Annotated in this window: 5 protein-coding genes; all 5 read right to left on the bottom strand. The window is 65.9% G+C overall.

The genetic code is table 11. The features are described from left to right. Positions 1 to 16: 16 nt before the first annotated feature. Positions 17 to 730, bottom strand: coding sequence for an ABC transporter ATP-binding protein (locus AC1DO7_RS39750; RefSeq protein ID WP_477117449.1), 714 nt, complete (start codon positions 728 to 730; stop codon positions 17 to 19). Then, on the bottom strand, positions 730 to 1,503 hold the full coding sequence (locus AC1DO7_RS39745) for an ABC transporter ATP-binding protein (protein WP_477117448.1): 774 nt from the start codon (positions 1,501 to 1,503) through the stop codon (positions 730 to 732). The genes AC1DO7_RS39750 and AC1DO7_RS39745 overlap by 1 nt, the downstream gene beginning before the upstream one ends. After that, complete coding sequence (locus AC1DO7_RS39740) at positions 1,500 to 2,819, bottom strand: branched-chain amino acid ABC transporter permease (RefSeq protein ID WP_441615471.1); 1,320 nt, start codon at positions 2,817 to 2,819, stop codon at positions 1,500 to 1,502. The genes AC1DO7_RS39745 and AC1DO7_RS39740 overlap by 4 nt, the downstream gene beginning before the upstream one ends. A 4-nt stretch (positions 2,820 to 2,823) precedes the next feature. After that, the gene (locus AC1DO7_RS39735) at positions 2,824 to 3,771 is read right to left on the bottom strand and encodes a branched-chain amino acid ABC transporter permease (protein ID WP_441615469.1); all 948 of its coding nucleotides are present in this window, start codon (positions 3,769 to 3,771) and stop codon (positions 2,824 to 2,826) included. 179 nt (positions 3,772 to 3,950) lie between these two features. Beyond that, positions 3,951 to 4,414: ABC transporter substrate-binding protein (locus tag AC1DO7_RS39730; RefSeq protein ID WP_477117447.1), on the bottom strand; the 464-nt coding region annotated here is incomplete at its 5' end.

Raw genomic sequence — 4,414 nt, 5'->3', positions numbered from 1 at the left:
GTGCGGCAGTGCTTTCCTACACCTCCAGCCACTCCTTCCGGATGGCCGCGTTCGCCTTCAGGTCCAGCGGCGTGCCCTCGAACACGATGTGCCCGTGCCCCATCACGTAGACCCGCTGCGAGATGTCCAGCGCGATGGCCAGCTTCTGCTCGATCAGCAGCACGGACACGCCGCGCTCCTTGAGCGTCTTGAGGTAATCGCCGACCAGCGTGACGATCATCGGCGCCAGGCCTTCGGTGGGCTCGTCGATCAGCACGAGATCGGGGTCGCCCATCAGGGTGCGGCACAGCGTGAGCATCTGCTGCTCGCCCCCGGAGAGCACGCCGGCGGCGGTGTTCTCGCGCTCCTTCAGGCGCGGGAACATGTTGTACATGTCCTGCACCGTCCAGCGCGGCTTGGCCTGGCGCGGATTGCGCTTTTCGCCGAGCAGCAGGTTCTGGCGCACCGTGAGCGTGGGGAAGATGTCGCGGTTCTCGGGCACGTAGCCCACGCCCAGGTGGGCGATCTCGAAGGTGCGGCGGCCGAGGATCTCTTCGTCGCGAAAGCGCACCGAGCCTTCGGCCTTGACCATGCCGAGGATGGCCTTGGCCATGGTGGAGCGCCCCACGCCGTTGCGCCCGAGCAGCGCGACGATCTCGCCTTCGTCGATATGGGCGTCCACGCCGTGGAGGATGTGGCTCTTGCCGTAGTAGGCGTGYARKCCKKKSACGTCCAGCATGCGCTTGCCCATCAGTGCGCTCCTTCSRTGGCSGGTTCGTCGAGGGTSGTKCCSAGGTAGGCYTCCTTGACCTTGCGGTTGGCGCGGATAGCCTCCGGCGTGTCGGTGGCGATCACCTCGCCGTAGACCAGCACGGAGATCCGGTCGGCCAGGCCGAACACCACGCTCATGTCGTGCTCGACCATCACCAGGGTCTTGCCCACCGTGACGCGACGGATCAGTTCGACTGCATGGTCGGACTCGGAGCGGCTCATGCCGGCGGTGGGCTCGTCGAGCAGGATGACTTCGGCGCCGCCGGCAATGGTGATGCCGATCTCCAGCGCGCGCTGCTCGGCATATGTGAGCAGGCTGGCCTGGGTATTGCGGCGATGGTGCAGGCCGATCAGTTCCAGTACTTCCTCGGCGCGCTCGCGCGCGTCGCGCAGCTCGGACAGGCGGTGCCAGAACGAGTACTTGTAGCCGAGCGACCACAACACGGCGCAGCGCAGGTTCTCGAATACCGAGAGCCGGTGAAAGATATTGGTGATCTGGAAGCTGCGCGACAGCCCCATGCGGTTGATCACGAAGGGCTGCAGGCCGCCGATCTCCTGCCCGTTGAGCTTGACCGTGCCCGAGCTGGGCGCGAAGCGGCCGGAGATCAGGTTGAAGGTGGTCGACTTGCCGGCGCCGTTGGGGCCGATCAGTGCGTGGCGCTCGCCCTTGGGGATGGTCAGGTTGACGCCCCGGATGATTTCGGTCTGGCCGAATTTCTTGCGTACATCGTTCAGTTCCAGTGCCGCGCTCATGCCTTGCCTCCTGCTGCTGCCATTTCGGCCTGTACCTTGTCCCAGGTGGCGCGCACGCGTGCGCGCGCCGCACGGCAGGCCAGCAGCCCGCCCACCCACAGCGCGGCCGCCACCAGCCAGGGCACCGCGGTGCCGGCGTCGAAACCGATGCCGAACAGCGACATGGCGGTGCCGTTGGCACTGTCCACCTGCACCTTGTAGACCAGCTCCACGGTGAGGATCACCGCGGCCAGCAGCACCAGCCCGGCACCCGCGGCGCGGCCGTAGTCGGGCAGCATGGCGCGCAGCTTGCCGCGCGCCAGCAGCGGCACCTGCATCATCAGCAGGCTGGCGATGCCGCCCGGCACGAACATGACCATCAGCACGAAGAACAGGCCCAGGTACAGCAGCCACGCCTTGGTCAGGTCCGACAGCGCCACCGCGAACAGGATGAACACCACGGCGCCGATCACCGGGCCGAAGAACACGCCGGCGCCGCCGATGAAGGCCGCCAGCAGCACGCCGCCGGAGCGCACCGCGCTGACGTTCTCGGCCGAGACGATCTCGAAGTTGATGGCGGACAGCGCACCGGAGATGCCTGCGAAGAAGGCCGACAGGATCAGCACCAGGTAGCGCACGCGCTGGGTGTTGTAGCCGATGAATTCCACGCGCTCCGGATTGTCGCGCACGGCGTTGGCGATGCGGCCCAGCGGCGTCTGCGTCCACGCGTACATGGCCGCCATCGACAGCAGGCACCACACCGCGATCAGGTAATACACCTGCCGGCCCGCGCCGAAGGTGATGCCGAGCACCGATTCGCCCACCACGCGGTTGGTGGAAATGCCGCCCTCGCCGCCGAAGAAATCCGGGAACATGAGCGAGCTGGCGAACACCATCTCGCCGATGCCCATGGTGATCATGGCGAAGGTGGTGCCGGATTTCTTGGTGGTGACGTAGCCGAACAGCACGCCGAAGAAGGCGCCGGCCAGGCCGCCCACCACCGGCAGCAGCGACACGGGCAGCCACACCTTGCCCGCGCCCACCATATTGAGCACGTGGATGGCGATGAACGCGCCCAGGCCCGCATAGACCGCGTGGCCGAACGACAGCATGCCCGTCTGGCCAAGCAGCATGTTGTAGGACAGCGCGAAAATGATCATGATGCCCATCTGCGACATCAGCGTGATGGCGAACCCGCCCGTGAAGAACAGCGGCAGCACCAGCATCAGGAGCGCGGTGCTGCCCCAGATCAGCCAGCGCGCCAGGTTCAGCGGGCGGTAGCGCATGGTGCGGCCGGTCACGACCGCCTCGCGGCGTTGTTGCATTGTCGTCTCCATGCTGTCAGCCCTCCCGGGTACCCATCAGACCACGCGGGCGGAAGATCAGCATCACCACCAGCAGCAAATATGGCAGCACCGGGGCGACCTGCGCCACCGTGAGCTTCCACAACGAGGACAGCGGCGTGCTGTCGGTCACCTGCAATCCGATCGTGCCCAGCAGGCCAGCCACCGAGGCATCCAGCGTGACGGCGAAGGTCTGCAGCACGCCGATCAGCAGCGAGGCGATAAACGCGCCCACCAGTGATCCCATGCCGCCCACCACCGCCACCACGAACACGATCGACCCCACCGCGGCCGCCATCGATGGCTCGGTGACGAAGGCATTGCCGCCGATCACGCCGGCCAGCCCGGCCAGCGCGGCGCCGCCGCCGAACACCATCATGAACACGCGCGGCACGTTGTGGCCGAGCGCCTCGACCATCTCCGGATGCGTGAGCGCGGCCTGGATCACCAGCCCGATGCGCGTGCGGGTGAGCACCAGGTAGATCGCCACCAGCATGGCCAGCGACACCAGCATCATGAATGCACGGTATTTGGGGAAGGACGAGGTGAAGACCGTGAACAGCGGGCCATCGAGCTCGGCCGGGATGCGGTAAGGCACGGCGGCCAGGCCCCACACCAGCTTGACGCCTTCCTCGATCAGGTAGGCCAGGCCGAAGGTAAACAGCAGTTCCGCCACGTGGCCGTACTTGTGCACGGTGCGCAGGCCGAAACGCTCGACCAGCGCGCCGGCACCTGCCACCAGCAGCGGCGCGAAGATCAGCGCCGGCCAGAAGCCGATCTTGCTGGCGATGGTATAGGCAAAATACGCGCCCAGCATGTAGAAACTGGCATGCGCGAAGTTCAGCACACCCATCATGCTGAAGATCAGCGTAAGCCCGGAAGAGAGCATGAAGAGCAACAGCCCGTAGCTGATGCCGTTCAGGAGGGAAATGACGAAGAATTCCACAACAAGTCCTTCATTCTGACGCCGGCCAGCCGGGCGGCCGCCGGCGGTCGGCCGGTCACAAAAGACTGCTCCAGGGGTGAACACAGCCCGCCCGGCGCGACCGCTGCCACCCGGGCCGGCCGGCGTATGCAGGATCGGATGGCGCGCCGGGATCCGCCGCGCCTCCGCCGGACGCAGGCTTAGCTCGGGCGCTTCATCTGGCAGGAAGTCGGCTGCGCCGCCACGTACTCGTCCATCAGCGCATTGGTCTTCCAGCCATAGCCGGTGTTTTCCTGGTCGTACTTGACTTCCTTGCCGTCGACCTTGGTCCAGGTGGCCACCACCAGCGACTGCTGGACCTGGTGGTCGGAGCCACGCATTTCCACGATGCCGTTCATGCTGTCGACCTTCATGCCCTCGAGCACCTTGGCCACCTTGACCGGATCGGTCGACTTGGCTTCCTTGAACGCCTTGCCCAGCATGGCGACGCCGGTGTACGCGGCCATCACGTAGAAGTCATCGTTGTACTTCTTCTTGAAGCCTTCGATGACCTCGGAACCCTTGAAGCCCTTGTTGTTGGCGTTGTAGTAACCCACGTACTTGACATGCTCGGCGCCGGACGCGCCCATGGCGGTCGGCACGCCGGTGGTGGCACCGTAGTAGG

It is taken from the genome of Cupriavidus sp. 05N40 (assembly GCF_056397305.1).
The sequence above is the reverse complement of the archived record's forward strand: the minus strand, read 5'-3'. Positions and strand labels throughout refer to the sequence as shown.

Excerpts from the sequence above, each read along its gene's own strand:
- AC1DO7_RS39740 (WP_441615471.1), bottom strand. The coding sequence starts at position 2,819 with ATGGAGACGACAATGCAACAACGCCGCGAGGCGGTCGTGACCGGCCGC.